This window comes from Amycolatopsis sp. NPDC003676, assembly GCF_053587275.1.
In genome coordinates this window covers 24,277-41,609 of record NZ_JBSFNS010000030.1, presented here as the reverse complement: position 1 = coordinate 41,609, position 17,333 = coordinate 24,277, and the positions used below count along the sequence as shown (strand labels likewise).

Below are 17,333 nucleotides of genomic sequence, written 5' to 3'. Positions count from 1 at the left end.
CGTGATCCGAATTCCAGACCGGACCGACCCCGTTGCGGTGCACCGTTTCCTGCTCTCCCTGAACCGAAATGCCCAGCAGAACCTCGTCGCGCACTACCCCGGTTTCGTCGGCACACTCGACGGCGCACCACCGGAGTTGCGCTACGCGGCGAACCGGCGCGCCACCGGACTTCCCGCGAGCGAAAGGGAAAAGCAGATTCTGCTGTTCGATCCACGCGGCACCGGCCGGGTCGCGCAGGTGTTCGGAGATCTGTCCACTGCGGACCGGATCGCCGTTCTGGTACCGGGCGTGGCCAATCGCGCAGATACGTTCTGGACCGGCGTGGGCGGCCTGCGATACCGAGCGCCAGCAGTGCAGGCGGCCGATCTGCACCGGGCCGGGCCGGACGATTTCGCGGTCATCGCCTGGCTCGGCTACGAACCTCCTGGCGGCGTGGGCCTCCCCGCCGCACGCGAACGCCTCGCCCGGACGGGAGCCGCCGCGCTGAACCGGTTCGTCCGCGGCCTCCTCGCCGTCCGTCCACAAGCGACGATCGCGCTTCTCGGACACAGCTACGGGTCGACCGTTCTGGGCCTCGCCGCCCCGCACCTGCCCCCGCAAGTGACCGACCTCGCCAGCTTCGGCAGCCCGGGCATGGGCGTCCGCGACGTCACCCGGCTGCGCACCACCGCGCGGGTCTGGGCCGGGCAGTCCGCGAGGGACTGGATCCGCTGGGTTCCCGGGGTCCGGCTGTTCGGCCTCGGCCACGGAACCAAGCCCGCCGACCCCGCGTTCGGCGCCCGCGTTTTCGCCGCCTCGGACGTCCCGGACCACGACCACTACCTCAGCCCCGGAACCGACTCGCTGACCGCCCTGACCCGCATCGCTACCGCCCGGCAAACCATGCGACAGCGCCGTCCCGCCGCCCTAGGCTCGATCCAATGACCTCCGCATGGACGAACGAAGCCGCCATCCAGCAGTGGGACGCCGGCAGCAGCCGGGAATCGATGGAAGCGACCGCCGCCAACGGCGACTTCTCCAAAGAGCATCTGGTCAACCCCGTCCTTCTCCGGCTTCTCGGCGACGTGCGCGGCCGGCGGGTGCTGGACGCGGGCTGCGGCAATGGGTACTTCAGCCGGATGCTCGCCGAGCGCGGCGCCAGCGTGACCGGGGTCGAACCGGCCGAGAGCCTGATTTCGTTCGCCCGGGAGAAGTCCGCGGCGGATATTTCTTATCTGCAGGCGGATCTCGCGCACCTGCCCGAGCTGGAGCCGTTCGACGCTGTCGTCTGCAGCATGGTGCTGATGGCGATTCCCGACTGGAAGCCCGCGATGCGCGCCTGCGTCGAGGCGCTGCGACCGGGCGGGCTGTTCGTGTTCGCGATCGTCCATCCGGCGTTCGAGGAGTTGTTCGGCACCTGGCGGGAGCACGGCGAATACCGCCGGAAGGAGTATCTGGCGGAGTACGAGATCGCCGGGCGCGACGCGTCCGACTTCCACCGGCCGCTTTCCGCGTATCTCAACGAGGTGGCCGCGCTCGGCTGCCGGGTGCGCGAGGTCGTCGAGCCGGGGCTCGACCCGGCGCACGGGATCGAGGCTTACGTGCACATGCCGAACTTCCTGATCGTCGCGGCGGAAACCGGCTGCCCGTAAGGCCAATAACCGGTTCCCGAACGTCCCGGCGACGGCTGCGATTTGGATAGCGTGGTCGCATGCTGGACTACGGCCTGGATTTGTCCGAGATAGCCCGCGAAGTCGCATTGCCGGACTTGCTCGCGGAAGGCGACGACCTCGACGCGGTGGTGTCCGCGGAACCGGACTGGTCGAGACCGACCCCAGCCGCGGGGTGGACGATCGGCCACCAGATCGCGCACCTCGCGGCGGCCGACGCGAACGTCGTCCTCGCCATCCGGACGCCGGAGAAGTTCGCCGACGTGCTGGCGGAAGACGCCGACACCGTCGCGGCCGAGGGTGCCGCGCGGCCGCGTTCGGAGCTGCTGGACCGCTGGCGCGCCGGACGGGCCGAAGCGGCGGCCGCGCTCGGCGAGATCCCGCTGGACCAGGCGTTTCCGTGGTACGGCTCGGAGTCCACCGCGACGCTCGGAGCGGCGCTTCGGCTGATGGAAACGTGGGCGCACGGGCAGGACATCTTCGACACCGTGGGCCTGGAACACCGTCCGACGGACCGGCTCAAGCACATCGCCGCGTTGGGTTTCGCCGGGCGCGGGCTTTCGTTCTACGCCGCCCAGCTGCCGCTGCCGACCGAGCCGATCCGGGTCGAGCTGACCGGTCCCGACGGCACCGTCTGGGGTTGGGGTCCGGACGATGCCGCGCAACGGATCCGAGGCAGCGCACGGGATTTCTGCCTTCGCATCACTCAGCGGCGCGCCCTGGACGAAACCGGTCTGGCCGCGATCGGCGACGATGCGAAGGCGTGGCTGGAGAACGCCCGGGTCTTCCTCTAACGACGCCTGGGCCGCAGCAACGCGACACCCACCGTCAACGCGCTCGTCGACGACGCGAAAGCGCGGCTCGAGAACACCCGCGTTTCCCGCTAACGACGTCTAGGCCGCAACAACGCAACACCCAAGGTCAACGCGCTAGTCGACGCCACGTGGATCGCCAGCGCCTTGCGGTTCGGTGCCCACACCCCGGTCGTCGGACCGCCGGACCACATCGCTGCCACGAAACCGCCTGCGGCGCAAGCCATTGCCCGCCACAGCGCCGGCGAGCGATCCCGTCCGGCGGCCAACCCGGTGCCCACCGCACCGAAAGCGCCCGCGGTGATCAGTGCTTCGCGCGCCATGTGGTACTGCACGTGACCTTCGCCGTGCTGAACCTCCGGTGCGCGGTAGCTCGGATCGGTGATGTGCGTGACCGTCTGCCACACCGACGGCGCGGCGGCGGCCAGGCCCGCGACAATAGCTGCCGCGCCTAGGGTTTCCCGCTTCATTGCTCGTCCTTTCCCTTGAGGTGATGCGAAACCCGCCGCAGCGCGTCGTTCACCACGTCGATGGTTTCCGGGTCGAGAGCGCGCGCGATTTCGCGTTCGATCTCGGTCTTGAGCTCGAACGACGCGAGCGCCTGCCGTTTGCCCTCCTCGGTGAGGGTCACGAGCACCGAGCGCCGGTCGCCGGGGTCCTTGTCGCGGCGGACCCAGCCGCGGGCTTCGAGCCGGGTGATCCGGTGCGTGACCGAACCCGAGGTCAGCTCGACCGCGGCCATGACCTGCCCTGGCGTCAGCCGGTGCCCGGGCGCGCGCTTGAGCGCGGCGAGCATTTCCAGCTCCCACAACTCGATCCCGTGCGCGGACAGTTCGCGGCGCATCGCCACTTCCAGCTGGTGCGCGACCCGCCGCAGCCGGTAGGACAGCGACTTCGCGCCCAGCACGCTCTCGTCGCCGCCGCCGCGCCGGACGGCGTCCACCAGGTCGTCGACCGCGTCGCGCGGCGTTGTGTTCACCGGCACGGACCTTTCTCTCGACATCAAGACAGTGAGAGAATACCTTGACGTCAAGACAGTTCGCCAGTCGAACCAAGGGGGAACCATGGACATCGAAGTCGCGGTGATCGGAGCCGGACCCGTCGGGATGGCGGCGGCCGCGTTCCTGCACCACGCGGGAGTCGCGGTGCGGGTCTTCGAGGCGACTCCGGAACCCGCAGGGCAATCGAGGGCGACGACCGTCCATCCGCGCACGCTCGAAGTCCTCGACGCGCTGCCAGACGAGGCGGGCTCGCTCGCCGCGCGCATGGTCGCCGAGGGAAATCCGGTGCCCGCCGCGCATTTCGCGACCCTGCCGAACCTGCTGAGCTACACCGGTCTCGACACTTCGTTCCCGTTCGTGCTGATGCTCCCGCAGCCGGAAACCGAGCGACTGCTGGCCGAACATCTGGCCGAGCGGGGCGTCGTGATCGAGCCAGGGTGGAAACTCGCCGGCCTGACGCAGGACGAGGAAGGCGTCACCATCGTCTCGGGAACCGGCGACACCCAGCGCGCCGGTTACGTCGTGGGCGCGGACGGCGCGCACAGCGCGACCCGGCACGCGCTCGGCGTCGGCTTTCCCGGAAATCCCGCGTCCACCATGGGTTTCCTCGCCGACGTGCGCCTGGAACGCCCGCCGGCCCACCCGCACAACTGGGACTACGAGCGCGGCTCGTACAGCGTGCTTCCGCTGCCCGGCGGCATTCACCGCATCTTCGGCCACGAACCCGGCGACACCGGCCTCACGCCTCAGGAAGCCGCGCGCCGCCAAGCTCTGATTCCCGACGAGATCGAACTGCGCGCGACGCTCAAACGGCTCGCCGACGACGATTTCGGCATCACCGAGGTGCTCTGGGCCTCGCGGACCGGCGACACCACGCGCCACGTCGAGCAGTATCGGGTCGGCCGGGTGTTCCTCGCGGGCGACGCCGCCCACGTCCACCTTCCGGCGGGCGGTCAAGGCCTCAACGTCGGCGTGCAGGACGCGGCGAACCTCGCGTGGAAACTCGCCGCGGAGGTGAAGGGCCGCGCGCCGCAGCGCATCATCGACGGCCCGCAGTCCTACGACGCCGAACGCCGCCCCATCGCGGCCCGGCTCGCGGCGAACACCCTCGCCCAGGCCGCGCTCATGGTCAACTTCACGCCCGGCGGAAAAGCGTTGCGCGACTTGATGTCCGACCTCATCGGCCGCGACGGCGACACCGCGGACGAACTGCGCGGCTGGCTGTCCGGGCTGGAGGTTTCCTATGCCGAGGAAGGCAGTCTCGTCGGCCGGCGCGTACCGAATCTCCCGCTCGCCGACGGCCGCACCCTCCACCGCGCACTGCGGCCGGACCGGTTGACTCTCGTGGCGTTCGGCAGCACGGTCGCGGAGGGCGAGAACGCCGTGCGCTCAACCCGGGACTGGCACGACTTGGCCGCCGTGCTCGTGCGCCCGGACGGTTACGCCGCCGAAGTGTGGACAGCGGACGAAAAGATCACCACTGACTGGATGGAGCGCTGAATGGGCGTGGACACCGCGCGCGGACGCTTCGGCATTCTCGCGATCCTGTGCTCCAGCATTCTTGTCGTCGCGATGGACAACACCATCGTCAACGTCGCGCTCCCGGTCATCCGCACCGATCTGGACGCGTCGATCAACGGTCTGCAATGGACCATCGACTCCTACACGCTCGTGATCGCCTGCTTCCTGATGCTCGGCGGCGCCACCGGAGACCGGTTGGGGCGCAAGCGAATCTTCCTGGCCGGATTGGTCCTTTTCGGACTCGGCTCGCTGCTGTGCAGCGTCGCGCCGTCGATCGGCTGGCTGGTCGCCGCGCGGATCGTGCAGGCGCTCGGCGGCGCGATGCTGAACCCGGTCGCGATGTCGATCATCACGAACGTCTTCGCCGACCCGGGCGAGCGCGCGCGGGCGATCGGGGTGTGGGGGTCGATCGTCGGGATCTCGCTGGGCGTCGGCCCGGTGCTCGGCGGCGTGCTGACCGAGAGCATCGGCTGGCGGGCGATCTTCTGGGTCAACGTCCCCGTGGTCGTCGCCGCGATCGCGTTGACCATGCGCTACGTGCCGGAATCACGGGCTCCACGGCCGCGGCGGCCGGATCCGGTCGGTCAGGTTCTGGTCGTGGTGCTGCTCGGTTCGGTGGTGACCGCCGCGATCGAAGGCCAACGGCTCGGCTGGGGTTCGCCGCTGATCCTCAGTCTCGCCGGGCTCGGCGTGCTCGCGTTGCTCGCACTGATCCGCTGGGAAATCCGCCGCCGGGAACCGCTGGTCGAACTGCGGTTCTTCCGGAGCGCGCCGTTCTCGTCGGCCACGATCAGCGCGGTGTGCGGCCTCGCGGCATTCGGCACGTTCCTGTTCCTGTCGCCGCTGTACCTGCAGGACGTGCGCGGGCTGTCGGCGCTGCAATCCGGCCTGATGCTCTTGCCGACCGCCGTGGCCGTCACGATCGCCGCGCCGCTGGCCGGGCGTCTCGTCGCCACTCGCGGCGCGAGGATTCCGCTGCTGACCGCTGGGATCTCAATGACCGTCGTTGCCGTCGTGCTCACCACCGCCTCGGACACCACGCCGCTGTGGGTGCTCGCGATCGCGTACGGCGTGTTCGGGATGGGCTTCGGCCTGCTGAACCCGCCGATCACCAACGCGGCGGTGAGCGGCATGCCGCGGTCTCAAGCCGGGGTCGCCGCCGCGGTCGCGTCCACTTCGCGGCAGGTCGGGCAGACCCTCGGCGTCGCCGTCGCGGGCACGATTCTCGCCGCCGCGGCCACCCCGCTGGCCGGTTACGCCACCGCCTGGTGGGCCGTCGCGGGCGGCACCACGCTCATCATCGCGCTCGCCGTCCTCGCCACCACCGCCTGGGCACGCGCCGGGGCCGAGCGGGTAGCCCGCCGTTTCGCCGACGAGCCGATCACCGAACCGGTCTAATCGCGATGGGGTGAATCGGGCAGAGCTGTGGTCCTTCCGTCGCCTATCCCGGTCGATCGCCCCGCGACGGTGCGGGCGTCTCCAGAGTGGAAGATGCCCGCACCGTCGGAGGAAAGGCGCCATCCGCATGCCCACCCCGCCCGAGACCCCGGCACTCCCGACCACCCGAACCACCGGATGTCCGTTCGACCCGCCCGCCGAATACGCCTCGTTGCGGGAGACCGCGCCGGTGTCGCGGATCCGCTGCCCGGCCGGGTTCGACACCTGGCTCGTCACCCGCTACGACGACGTCCGCGCCGTCCTCGCCGACCCGGCGCTCAGCTCGCGCGGAGCCTCGTCGGTGCACGTCAAAGCCGAACAGGACCCGTACGCCGAGGTCGACCCCGGTTCGATCATCCAGCTCGACGGCGCGGAGCATTCCCGGCTGCGCAAGACGGTCGTCGCCGAGTTCACCGTCCGGCGGGTGGAGAAGCTGCGCGAGTACGTCCGCGAGCAGGTCGAGCAGCACCTCGACGCCATGCTCGCCAAGCCGGGCCGCGCCGACCTGGTGCGGGACTTCGCGCTGCCGATCCCCTCGCTGGCGATCTGCGAACTGCTCGGCGTCCCGTACGCCGACCGCGAGCTGTTCCAGCGTCAGAGCAGCGTGCTGGTCAGCACCGATCAAGACGCCGAAACCACCGAGCAGGCGTACCACGAACTGGCCGGCTACCTGGGGAAACTGTTCGCCGGCAAGCAGCAGGACCCCCAGGACGACCTGTTCAGCAAGCTCATCGTCCGGGCCGAGGCCTCCGGGGAGCCGCTCGACCTGGACGAGCTCATCATGCTCGGGCTCAGCCTCCTGGTCGCCGGACACGAAACCACCGCCAACATGATCGCGCTCAGTGCCCTCGTGCTGCTGGAACACCCGGACCAGCGCGCGCAGGCCCTCGCCGATCCGCAGCGGGCGGTCGAAGAACTGCTGCGGTACCTGTCGGTCGTGCAGTTCGGCGTGCTGCGGTACGCCACCGAAGAGGTCAAGGTCGGCGGCCAGACGGTGGCCGAGGGTGATTGGCTGATCGCCGCACTGAACTCCGCCAATCGCGACGAGGAACGCTATCCGCACGCCGACCAGCTGGACTTCACCCGCGAATCGCCGCGCACGCACGTCGCCTTCGGGTTCGGCGCGCACCAGTGCGTCGGCCAGCAGCTCGCCCGGGTCGAGATGCAGGAGGCGCTGACCGCGTTGTTCCGCCGCGTGCCGGACCTGCGGCTGGCGGTGCCGAAGGAATCTTTGGCGTACAAGCACAACGCGCTCGTCTACGGCCCCGAGGAGCTGCCGGTCGCCTGGCCCGCGTAGTTCGTCCGGCCGATCCGCGGCCGTCCGGGTTAACCTCGTCGCGCACACCAGCGCACCCCAGGGGGAAACCGAATGGCCGCGGACCAGCCTTCGCGCAAACGCGACGCGACGGCGACGAAAGCCGCGCTGCTCGACGCCGCGGCCGAGCTGTTCGCCGACCGCGGCTTCGACCGCACCACGGTGCGCGACATCGCGAACCGCGCGGGCGTCAACCAGGCGCTGCTGTTCCGGTACTTCGGCAGCAAGGACGCGTTGTTCGAGCACGTGATGGCGCGCGGCGGCCTGGCCCAGGTCGAGACGACCCCGCCGGAGCGGCTGTTCTCCGCGGCGCTGCGGAGCCTCCTCGAACGCGACGACACGGCGTCGCGCTCCATCGAGACCTACCTGCGGTCGTCCGGCACCGATCGCGCCGACGAGGCTCTCCGCGCGCAGCTCGACGCCGAGTACACCCGCGCGCTCTCCGGGCTCACCGACGAGCCGGACGCCGAGCTCCGCGCCGACCTCGCGATGGCCTGGCTGCTCGGCATCGGGCTGGTCCGCTCGATCACCCGCAAGGAGCCGCTCGCCACCGCGCCCGCCGACGAGATCGAACGGCTCATCGGACCCGCCGTGCGCACCCTGCTCGAACGCAGCAAGTAACTCACTGGCTGGCACCCCTCACGTACGGCAAACCCGCCCGCGGCAAGTAATTCGCTGCGGCGGCGGAAGACACGCCGATAGCGTCGGCGCATGTTCCCATCCGCCGCCGAGCCCGACCAACTGACCCGCGAAAGCCTGCTGCCCGCGGTGCGAGACCTTCTCCGCTCGCTGGGCGAACCCGGCGAGCCCGTGTCCTTCGACGACGGTTCGCTGCCGGTGTACGCGGTCGGCGACCAGCTCGTCCTGAAGCTCTATCCGCCGGTCTATCTCGACGAGCTGACCACCGAGCGCACCATGCTGGAGGTCCTGCACGGCAAGCTCCCCGTCCCCACACCGGGCGTCGTGCACGCCGGGACGCGCGACGGCTGGGGTTACGTCGCGATGGAACGGCTTCCCGGGCGCACGCTCAAGCAGGTCTGGCCGGAACTGTCCACAGCGGACAAACTCGCGCTCGCCCCGAAGATCGGCGAGGCGCTGTCCACTTTGCACTCAGTGCGCGACCCGGCGTTGTCCGTGCTCGCTCCCCAGGACTGGACCGCGTTCCTTGCCGGGCAACGCGAAAAGCTGGTCGACCACCACCGCGAGACCGCGTTGGCCGAACACTGGCTCGCCCAGCTGCCGGAGTTCGTCGACTCGGTGGACCTGGGAACGCCGGAAACCGTTCCGGTGCACACCGAAGTCATGCGCGACCATCTGATGGTCACCCGCGAAGGGGATAACTGGCGGCTGTCCGGCCTGTTCGATTTCGAACCGGCGATGCGCGGCGCGCCGGAATACGAGTTCGGCGCGGTCGGCTTGTTCGTTTCCGGCGGCGATCGGGCAGTTTTGCGGAGTCTTCTGCTCGCTTACGGTTACCGTCCGGCCGACCTCGGCGCGGAGTTTTCCCGCCGCTGCCTCGTGTACGCGCTTCTGCACGTCTACAGCGACTTCCGCTGGTACCTCGACGTGCTCCCGGCTCCGGAAAAACCTACTTTCGTATCCCTTGCCGACGCATGGTGGGGCGTATGAGGGGTACCCCGCGACATACCCCCGTAAAAAGGAGTGAAATACGCGACAACCCGGCATTCGCGACGGACACTGGAACCGTTCCCGGGGTACACAGGGGCCGGGACAGAAGGAGGAACCGCCGTGACTGCCGAGTTGAACCATCGGGAGCGGGCAACCCTGCGTGCCGTCGCCGGAGGGCACGCGGAAATCAGCTGCAGCTGCGAACCGGACCTGTTCGTGGACGGACTGAGCTGCTGCGACCAGGGCACGGTCCGCGACCTCGTCCGCAAAGGGCTGATCGCGCCCGCCGAGGACGGAGCGTGCGGCGCGCGGGTACGCGCGGTGCTCACCGAGGCCGGGGCGCGCGCGTTGGACGGAAAGCCCGTCGCAGCTTGATCTTCCGGAGCCCGGTGCGCGGCTACCCGCGAACCCACTCCTCCCCCAGTTCGGCCGCGACCGCCTCGCCGCCGGTGAGGTCGGCCAGCCAGCTGCTGAATCGTTCTTCCTCGCCGGGCGACAACCCGACCGCGAAGTGCGCCGCCGCCTCGAAACGCGTCTCGTGCAGCACGTACGGCGAAGCGCGGAGATCGTTCTCGAAGCGGCCCGCGCGGGTGTAGTCCATCGTTACGTCGAACAGCCGCAATCGCCGGTACTCCACCAGGCCTACCGCGTCGAGCGCGTCCGACACCGCCTGTCCGTACGCGCGGATCAACCCGCCCGCGCCGAGCAGAACTCCGCCGAAATGCCGCGACACCACCGCGACCGTGTCGGTGACTTCGCGGCGGCGCAACACCTCCAGCATCGGGACGCCAGCGGTCCCGGCGGGCTCGCCGTCGTCGCTCGAACGCTGGGTGCGGCCGTCCGGACCGAGGACGAACGCGTGACAGTGATGCCGGGCCGCGGGTTCGGCGCGCCGGCGGGCCGAAATGACCTCCCGCGCGGCCGCCTCGTCGCCGGCCGGAGCGAGCGCGCACAGGAACCGTGAACGCCGTATTTCAATCTCGTGCAGCCCCGCCGCCGCCACGGACAGATAACGATCAGTCATCGGCGCTCCCCCTCATGACCACCAGTCAACCAGCATCAGACGCGGGGTTGACACCGGGCGGGCAGACAGGTTTGCGCAGGTCAGCGCCCTGGCTGACCGCGTGTCGGGAGAGACGGCCCGACATATGGGAGTACCCCGGAGGGCGTCAACGTATGCGTGGCTTATCCCACGAGAGCGCGATGACGTATGTCGATCACAGCGAATTCACACTATCGTCATAAGACCCGGCGAACCCGGGAGTCACCACCACGCGCCCCGGCTGGCCCCCACCACACAGGCTGACCGACCCCGGCGCGTGCGCCTGTACAGCGACGTGCAGAACTTTTTTCCGCCGCCCATCGCCGTGCGGTGACAAACCATCCGGCACCCGGCCCGGTCGTCGACCGGCCGCGGTCAGCCACGCATCGCGACGCAGTGCCGCGCCTCGCGAGTGCGGAGGCACCGGACGGTTTCCCTTCTCGACTGACCATCGCGGTTTCGGACCACTTCGTTAACCGGTTCAGTGATGAACCCTCCTTCGGAGTGAAAGAACCGCGCCAACGCCTTGGGAGGCGGCCAGCCGTGACCCACCGTTCGAGCACCCCGGCCACTGACGGCCTCTACGACCCCGCTTACGAGCACGATGCCTGCGGGGTGGCGTTCGTCGCGGACCTGACCGGTCGCCGAGACCATCAGATCGTGGCGAAAGCCCTTGTCGCGTTGGAGAATCTGGAACATCGCGGCGCCCGCGGGGCCGAACCGGACACCGGGGACGGCGCGGGACTGCTGATCCAGGTTCCCGACGCGTTCTACCGCGAGGTCGCCGGGTTCGAGCTGCCTCCGGAAGGCAGCTACGCCGTGGGCACGGCGTTCCTTCCGCGGGACGAAAAGCGCCGCGGCCGCGCCATGACCACCATCGAGCGGATCGCCGCCGAGGAGGACATGCGCGTGGTGGGCTGGCGCGAGCTGCCGGTCGACACCGCGCACTGCGGCCCGACCGCCGCGCAGACCATGCCGCACTTCACCCAGCTGTTCCTGGCCGGGCGCAAGAACAATCTCGACGGCCTCGCGCTCGAGCGCGCCGCCTTCTGCGTGCGCAAGCGCGTGGAGCACGAACTGGTCGAGGACGACGTGTACTTCCCGTCGCTCTCCTCGCGCACGATCGTCTACAAGGGAATGCTGACCGAGCCGCAGGTCGAGAAGTTCTTCCTCGACCTCGCCGACGAGCGCGTGACGAGCGCCATCGGGCTGGTGCACTCCCGCTTCTCCACCAACACTTTCCCGTCGTGGCCGCTCGCGCACCCGTACCGCTACGTGGCGCACAACGGCGAGATCAACACGCTCAAGGGCAACCGCAACTGGATGGACGCCCGCGAGGCGCTGCTGGAGACCGACCTGATCCCGGGCGACCTCAAGCGGATCTACCCGGTCATCACGCGCGGCGCGAGCGACTCGGCGTCCTTCGACGAGGTGCTGGAGCTGCTGCACCTCGGCGGGCGGTCGCTGCCGCATTCGGTGCTGATGATGATCCCGGAGGCATGGGAGAACCATCAGGAAATGGACCCCGCGCGCCGCGCCTTCTACGAGTTCCACTCCACGCTCATGGAGCCGTGGGACGGGCCGGCGCTGGTGGCGTTCACCGACGGCGCGCAGATCGGCGCGGTGCTGGACCGCAACGGCCTGCGCCCCGGCCGCTACTGGGTCACCGACGACGGTCTCGTGGTGCTCGCCAGCGAGGTCGGCGTGCTCGAACTCGACCAGGCGAAGATCGTCCGGAAAGGACGGTTGGAGCCGGGCCGGATGTTCCTGGTCGACACCGTCGCCGGGCGCATCGTCGAGGACGAGGAGATCAAGGGCCAGCTCGCTTCCGAGCACCCGTACGACGAATGGGTCGACGCCGGGCTGCTCCGACTGGAGGAGCTGCCCGAGCGCGACCGCGAGGTCCCGCTGCACGCCGCGCTCGTCCGGCGGCAGCAGGCGTTCGGCTACACCGAGGAAGAGCTGGAAACCATCCTCGAGCCGATGGCCCGCACCGGAGCGGAGCCGATCGGGTCGATGGGCAACGATTCGCCGCTCGCGTCCCTTTCATCCGGTTCGCGCCCGTTGTTCGACTACTTCATCCAGCTGTTCGCCCAGGTGACCAACCCGCCGCTGGACGCGATCCGCGAGGAGCTGGTGACCGCGCTGGGCACGCAGATCGGCGCGGAGCCGAACCTGCTGGCCGCGGACTCGTCCTCGTGCCGCCGGATCGTGCTGCCGTTCCCGGTGCTGGACAACGACCAGCTCGCGAAACTGGTGCACGTCAACGACGACGGCGACCTGCCCGAGTTCCAGGCGGTCACCGTCATGGGCCGGTACAAGGTCAACGGCGGCGGGGACGCGCTGCTGCAGCGGCTCGACGAGATCCGCGCCGAGGTGTCCGAGGCGATCGAGGACGGCGCGCGGCTGATCGTGCTGTCCGACCGAGGGGTCGACGCCGACCACGCGCCGATTCCCTCGCTGCTGCTCACCGGCGCGGTGCACCACCACCTGGTGCGGGAGAAGACGCGCACGCAGGTCGGCCTCATCGTCGAGGCGGGCGACGCGCGCGAGGTGCACCACATCGCGCTGCTGGTCGGGTACGGCGTGGCCGCGGTGAACCCGTACCTGGCGATGGCGACGGTCGAGGAGATGGCGCACCGGGGCCTCATCCCGGGCGTGACTCCCAAGCAGGCCACCACGAACCTGATCAAGGCGCTCGGCAAGGGCGTCCGCAAGACCATGTCGAAGATGGGCGTTTCGACGGTGGCCTCCTACACCGGCGCGCAGATCTTCGAGGCGGTCGGCCTCGGCGCCGAAGTGATCGACACCTGTTTCACCGGAACCACTTCACGCCTCGGCGGCGTCGGCTTCGACACCCTCGCCGAGGAGGTTTCGCAGCGGCACGTGCGGGCGTTCCCGGCCGACGGCGTGCGGGCGAGCCACCGCGAGCTGGAAACCGGCGCGGACTACCAGTGGCGGCGCGAAGGCGAGCCGCACCTGTTCAACCCGCAGACGGTGTTCAAGCTGCAGCACTCCACGCGGTCCGGGAAGTACGAGGTCTTCAAGGAGTACACGAAGGCGGTCAACGACCAGGCCGAGAAGCTGCTGACGCTGCGCGGGCTGTTCGACTTCAAGTTCGGCGACCGCAAGCCGGTGCCGATCGAGGAGGTCGAGCCGGTTTCGGAGATCGTGAAGCGGTTCGCCACCGGGGCTATCTCGTACGGCTCGATCTCGATGGAAATGCACCAGACGCTGGCGATCGCGATGAACCGCCTCGGCGGCAAGTCGAACACCGGCGAGGGCGGCGAGGACCCGGAGCGGCTGTACGACCCGGAGCGGCGCAGCGCGGTCAAGCAGGTCGCGAGCGGCCGGTTCGGCGTCACCAGCGAGTACCTGGTGAACTCCGACGACATCCAGATCAAGATGGCCCAAGGCGCGAAGCCTGGCGAGGGCGGGCAGCTGCCCGGCGGCAAGGTGTACCCGTGGATCGCGAAGACGCGGCACTCCACGCCGGGCGTCGGGCTGATTTCCCCGCCGCCGCACCACGACATCTACTCCATCGAGGACCTGGCACAGCTGATCCACGACCTCAAGAACGCCAACCCGGACGCGCGCATCCACGTGAAGCTCGTGTCCGAGGTCGGCGTCGGCACGGTCGCGGCGGGCGTGTCCAAGGCGCACGCGGACGTCGTGCTGGTCTCCGGCCACGACGGCGGGACCGGCGCGTCGCCGCTGTCCTCGATCAAGCACGCGGGCGGACCGTGGGAGCTGGGCCTGGCCGAAACGCAGCAGACGCTGCTGGCCAACCGGCTGCGCGACCGGATCGTGGTGCAGACCGACGGCCAGCTCAAGACCGGCCGCGACGTCATGATCGCGATGCTGCTGGGCGCCGAGGAGTTCGGTTTCGCGACCGCGCCGCTGGTGGTGTCGGGCTGCATCATGATGCGCGTGTGCCACCTCGACACCTGTCCGGTCGGCGTCGCGACGCAGAACCCGAAGCTGCGCGAGAAGTTCAGCGGCAAGGCGGAGTACGTGGTGAACTTCTTCGAGTTCATCGCCCAGGAGGTCCGGGAGTACCTGGCGGAGCTGGGATTCCGGTCGGTCGAGGAGGCCGTGGGCCACGCCGAGCTGCTCGACAAGCGCAAGGCGGTGGACCACTGGAAGGCCGCCGGGCTCGACCTGTCGCCGATCTTCCACGTGCCCGAGCTGCCGCCGCGCGCGGTGCGGCACCAGACCGTGAAGCAGGACCACGGGCTGGACAAGGCGCTCGACAACACGCTGATCCAGCTCGCCGAGGGCGCGCTGGCGGCGGGCGACAAGGTGCGGCTGGAACTGCCGGTGCGCAACGTGAACCGCACCGTCGGCACCATGCTCGGTTCGGAGCTGACGAAGAAGTGGGGCGGCGAAGGGCTTCCCGACGACACCATCGACGTCACCTTCACCGGCACCGCGGGCCAGTCGTTCGGCGCGTTCGTGCCGAAGGGCATCACGCTGCGGCTCTACGGCGACGGCAACGACTACGTCGGCAAGGGCCTGTCCGGCGGGCGGATCGTCGTACGGCCGCCGAAGGAATCGCCGATCGTCGCGGAGAACCACATCATCGCGGGCAACGTGATCGCGTACGGGGCCACGAGCGGCGAGATCTTCATCCGCGGCCAGGTGGGCGAACGGTTCTGCGTGCGCAACTCCGGCGCGCTGGCGGTCGTCGAGGGCGTGGGCGACCACGGCGGCGAGTACATGACCGGCGGCCGGATGGTCGTGCTGGGCAACGTCGGCCGCAACTTCGCGGCGGGCATGTCCGGCGGCGTCGCGTACGTGCTGGACCTGCCGGCGCACCGGGTCAACCCGGAGATGGTCGACATCGACCCGCTCGACACCGCGGACGTCGACTTCCTGCGCGAAACCATCGAAAAGCATTACAACGAAACCGAATCCGCCGTCGCGCGGGCATTGCTGGCGGACTGGGACAGTGCGGTCGACCGGTTCGGCAAGGTCATGCCCAAGGACTACAAGCGCGTTCTCGCCGCCCAGGTTGCTGCGGAACGCGACGGCCGGGACGTGAACGAGGCGATCATGGAGGCCGCACATGGCTGACCCCAAGGGCTTTCTGACCACCACGCGCGAGGAACCGAAGCGGCGTCCGGTGGACCTGCGGCTGATGGACTGGCGCGAGGTCTACGAGGACTTCGCGACGACCAAGCTGGAAAAGCAGGCCGGGCGCTGCATGGACTGCGGCATCCCGTTCTGTCACCAGGGCTGTCCGCTCGGGAACCTGATCCCGGAGTGGAACACGCTGGTGTGGCGGGAGGACTGGCAGCAGGCCGCGGAACGGCTGCACGCCACGAACAACTTCCCGGAGTTCACCGGCACGCTGTGCCCGGCGCCGTGCGAAACCGCGTGCGTGCTCGGCATCAACGACGACCCGGTGTCGATCAAGCGGGTCGAGATCTCCATCATCGACCGGGCCTTCGAGGAAGGCTGGGTGACGCCGCAGGTTCCGGTCGCCAAGACGGGCAAGAAGGTCGCCGTGGTCGGGTCCGGTCCGTCCGGGCTGGCCGCGGCGCAGCAGCTGACCCGCGCGGGCCACACCGTCGTGGTCTACGAGCGGGCGGACAAGATCGGCGGGCTGCTGCGGTACGGGATTCCCGAGTTCAAGATGGAGAAGTTCCGGCTTGACCGCCGCCTCGACCAGATGCGGGCCGAGGGCACGGAATTCCGGACGTCGGTGAACGTCGGCGTGGACGTCACCGTCGAGCAGCTCAAGTCGGACCATGACGCCGTGGTGCTGGCCGGCGGCGCGACGGCGTGGCGCGATCTGCCGATCGAGGGCCGTTCGGCCGAGGGCATCTACCAGGCGATGGAGTTCCTGCCGCCGGCCAACCGGGTCGCGGCGGGCGAACTCGAGGAGTCGCCGTATTCGGCCAAGGGCCTCGACGTCGTGGTCATCGGCGGCGGCGACACCGGCGCGGACTGCGTGGGCACGTCGCACCGGCAGGGCGCGAAGTCCGTGACCCAGCTGGAGATCATGCCGAAGCCGCCGGAGTCGCGTTCGGACGCGCACCCGTGGCCGACGTACCCGATGATCTACCGCGTCACCTCCGCGCACGAGGAGGGCGGCGAGCGGCTGTACTCGGTCAACACGCAGGAGTTCTTGTCCGATGAGGACGGGCGCGTGCGCGCGCTGAAGCTGGTGGAGGTGCGCAACGAGGGCGGCAAGTTCGTGCCGGTCGAGGGCACCGAGACCGAGCTGCCCGCGCAGCTGGTGCTGCTGGCGATGGGCTTCCTCGGCCCGCAGCGCGAAGGCCTGTTGACCGACCTGGGCGTGGACCTGGACCAGCGCGGCAACGTCGTGCGGGACAAGAACTTCCAGACCACTGTGGACAATGTGTTCGTGGCGGGCGACATGGGCCGCGGGCAGTCGCTGATCGTGTGGGCGATCGCGGAAGGCCGCTCGTGCGCGGCCGGCGTGGACGCCTTCCTCACCGGCCGGGGCGTGCTCCCGGCCCCGATCGCGCCGACGGACCGGCCGATCTCCTGATGGCTCGGAGCAGGCGGGTCAACGTCGCCGCGCCTGCTCCGTTCAGTCTCGGGGCCAAGTGCGGCAGCGTCGCCGCGCTTCGCTCCGTTCAGTCTCGGAGCCAAGCGCGTCACTGCCGCCGCGCTTCGCTCCGTTCAGTTTCGGGACGGGTGCGTCACTGCCGCCGCGCTGGTCCCGGCTGCCGGGCGGGTGTGACAACGGCGTCGCACCCGCCCTTCTTATTGCGTCCGGTGAAGGTCCGTTGACTCGCGCTGGGCTCGTGCCGCTTACCGTGCCGCTGTACGCGGGCTGACGACCGGACCGCTACGCCCCGCCGTCGATTCTGGCGCTGATCGATGGGTTACGGGAGTTTCGTGGCACGTTGGGCGAATGAGCTGCACTCGGTGAGAAGTTTTCGTTGTAGCAC

Annotated in this window: 14 protein-coding genes; 11 read left to right on the top strand and 3 right to left on the bottom strand. The window is 69.5% G+C overall.

The features are described 5' to 3' along the window. Position 1 precedes the first annotated feature (1 nt). From ACWDNU_RS19655 to ACWDNU_RS19645, 3 genes are read left to right on the top strand one after another with little or no spacing between them, the layout of a single operon-like run. A complete protein-coding gene (locus ACWDNU_RS19655; RefSeq protein WP_449669923.1) occupies positions 2-925 on the top strand; it encodes an alpha/beta hydrolase in 924 nt (307 codons plus the stop codon). Next, positions 922-1,632 carry a class I SAM-dependent methyltransferase gene (locus tag ACWDNU_RS19650; RefSeq protein ID WP_449669922.1) on the top strand — a complete coding sequence of 237 codons (711 nt, stop codon included), beginning with the start codon at positions 922-924 and terminating at the stop codon, positions 1,630-1,632. The genes ACWDNU_RS19655 and ACWDNU_RS19650 overlap by 4 nt, the downstream gene beginning before the upstream one ends. A gap of 59 nt (positions 1,633-1,691) precedes the next feature. Beyond that, positions 1,692-2,444 (top strand): maleylpyruvate isomerase family mycothiol-dependent enzyme, encoded by a 753-nt coding sequence (locus ACWDNU_RS19645; RefSeq protein ID WP_449669921.1) that lies wholly within the window; start codon positions 1,692-1,694, stop codon positions 2,442-2,444. Positions 2,445-2,533: 89 nt separating this feature from the next. On the opposite strand, the gene ACWDNU_RS19640 is transcribed toward ACWDNU_RS19645, so the two are convergent. Continuing rightward, on the bottom strand, positions 2,534-2,932 hold the full coding sequence (locus tag ACWDNU_RS19640; RefSeq protein ID WP_370935235.1) for a hypothetical protein: 399 nt from the start codon (positions 2,930-2,932) through the stop codon (positions 2,534-2,536). Further along, entirely contained in the window at positions 2,929-3,441 is a 513-nt protein-coding gene (locus ACWDNU_RS19635) for a MarR family winged helix-turn-helix transcriptional regulator (protein WP_370935234.1), read from the bottom strand. Before ACWDNU_RS19635 ends, ACWDNU_RS19640 begins: the two co-directional genes overlap by 4 nt. Positions 3,442-3,526: 85 nt before the next feature. On the opposite strand from ACWDNU_RS19635, the gene ACWDNU_RS19630 reads away from it, so the two are divergent. The 6 genes from ACWDNU_RS19630 to ACWDNU_RS19605 all read left to right on the top strand — a co-directional run bounded on the left by ACWDNU_RS19630 (position 3,527) and on the right by ACWDNU_RS19605 (position 9,740). Continuing rightward, on the top strand, positions 3,527-4,963 hold the full coding sequence (locus ACWDNU_RS19630) for an FAD-dependent monooxygenase (RefSeq protein WP_449669920.1): 1,437 nt from the start codon (positions 3,527-3,529) through the stop codon (positions 4,961-4,963). Further along, positions 4,964-6,382: an MFS transporter gene (locus ACWDNU_RS19625; RefSeq protein ID WP_449669919.1), complete on the top strand. Its 1,419-nt coding sequence runs from the start codon at positions 4,964-4,966 to the stop codon at positions 6,380-6,382. Positions 6,383-6,509: 127 nt separating this feature from the next. After that, positions 6,510-7,718, top strand: a complete 1,209-nt coding sequence (locus ACWDNU_RS19620; protein ID WP_449669918.1) for a cytochrome P450 — start codon at positions 6,510-6,512, stop codon at positions 7,716-7,718. Between the two features lie 72 nt (positions 7,719-7,790). Next, entirely contained in the window at positions 7,791-8,357 is a 567-nt protein-coding gene (locus ACWDNU_RS19615; protein WP_354747787.1) for a TetR family transcriptional regulator, read from the top strand. 90 nt (positions 8,358-8,447) lie between these two features. Continuing rightward, positions 8,448-9,365 carry an aminoglycoside phosphotransferase family protein gene (locus ACWDNU_RS19610; RefSeq protein WP_449669917.1) on the top strand — a complete coding sequence of 306 codons (918 nt, stop codon included), beginning with the start codon at positions 8,448-8,450 and terminating at the stop codon, positions 9,363-9,365. A 120-nt stretch (positions 9,366-9,485) separates the two neighbouring features. Continuing rightward, positions 9,486-9,740 carry a hypothetical protein gene (locus tag ACWDNU_RS19605; protein WP_354747791.1) on the top strand — a complete coding sequence of 85 codons (255 nt, stop codon included), beginning with the start codon at positions 9,486-9,488 and terminating at the stop codon, positions 9,738-9,740. A gap of 22 nt (positions 9,741-9,762) precedes the next feature. Here ACWDNU_RS19605 and ACWDNU_RS19600 read toward each other — a convergent pair whose 3' ends face one another. After that, positions 9,763-10,389: a YigZ family protein gene (locus ACWDNU_RS19600; RefSeq protein ID WP_449669916.1), complete on the bottom strand. Its 627-nt coding sequence runs from the start codon at positions 10,387-10,389 to the stop codon at positions 9,763-9,765. Between the two features lie 561 nt (positions 10,390-10,950). Here ACWDNU_RS19600 and gltB point away from each other — a divergent pair. Both gltB and ACWDNU_RS19590 read left to right on the top strand, forming a co-directional pair. Beyond that, positions 10,951-15,483, top strand: a complete 4,533-nt coding sequence (gene gltB / locus ACWDNU_RS19595; protein WP_449669915.1) for a glutamate synthase large subunit — start codon at positions 10,951-10,953, stop codon at positions 15,481-15,483. Then, complete coding sequence (locus ACWDNU_RS19590) at positions 15,476-16,927, top strand: glutamate synthase subunit beta (protein ID WP_449669914.1); 1,452 nt, start codon at positions 15,476-15,478, stop codon at positions 16,925-16,927. Before gltB ends, ACWDNU_RS19590 begins: the two co-directional genes overlap by 8 nt. The last annotated feature ends 406 nt before the right edge of the window (positions 16,928-17,333 follow it).